General features: G+C 56.6%; 1 rRNA gene. It reads left to right on the forward strand.

The features are described from left to right. Nucleotides 1-1,049: ribosomal RNA gene (locus ACFFKU_RS18500) — 23S ribosomal RNA — on the forward strand; the annotation flags it as partial.

Consider the following 1,049-nt stretch of genomic DNA (forward strand, 5'->3'; position numbering starts at 1 on the left):
CTGGAACGTTAAGGGGACCGGTTACTCCACCTTGTGTGGGGGACGCTGAGAACTTAAGCGCCAGTAAACGGCGGTGGTAACTATAACCATCCTAAGGTAGCGAAATTCCTTGTCGGGTAAGTTCCGACCTGCACGAATGGCGTAACGACTTCTCCGCTGTCTCAACCGCGAACTCGGCGAAATTGCACTACGAGTAAAGATGCTCGTTACGCGCAGCAGGACGGAAAGACCCCGGGACCTTCACTATAGCTTGGTATTGGTGTTCGGGACGGCTTGTGTAGGATAGGTGGGAGACTGTGAAGCTGTCACGCTAGTGGTGGTGGAGTCATCGTTGAAATACCACTCTGGTCGTTCTGGATGTCTAACTTCGGTCCGTGATCCGGATCAGGGACAGTGCCTGGTGGGTAGTTTAACTGGGGCGGTTGCCTCCTAAAGAGTAACGGAGGCGCCCAAAGGTTCCCTCAGCCTGGTTGGCAATCAGGTGTTGAGTGTAAGTGCACAAGGGAGCTTGACTGTGAGACGGACATGTCGAGCAGGGACGAAAGTCGGGACTAGTGATCCGGCCGTGGAGTGTGGAATCGCGGTCGCTCAACGGATAAAAGGTACCCCGGGGATAACAGGCTGATCTTGCCCAAGAGTCCATATCGACGGCATGGTTTGGCACCTCGATGTCGGCTCGTCGCATCCTGGGGCTGGAGTAGGTCCCAAGGGTTGGGCTGTTCGCCCATTAAAGCGGTACGCGAGCTGGGTTTAGAACGTCGTGAGACAGTTCGGTCCCTATCCGCTGCGCGCGTGTGAAACTTGAGAAGGGCTGTCCCTAGTACGAGAGGACCGGGACGGACGAACCTCTGGTGTGCCAGTTGTTCCGCCAGGAGCATGGCTGGTTGGCTACGTTCGGAAGGGATAACCGCTGAAGGCATCTAAGCGGGAAGCCTGCTTCGAGATGAGGTTTCGATGCCCCCTTTGTGGGGTGGGAGGCTCCCTGTAGACCACGGGGTTGATAGGCCGGGTGTGGAAGCAGCGACTGAAGAGTTGTGGAGCTGACCGGT

Origin of the sequence: Kineococcus gynurae (assembly GCF_042433995.1) — a bacterium.
Taxonomy (GTDB): domain Bacteria; phylum Actinomycetota; class Actinomycetes; order Actinomycetales; family Kineococcaceae; genus Kineococcus; species Kineococcus gynurae.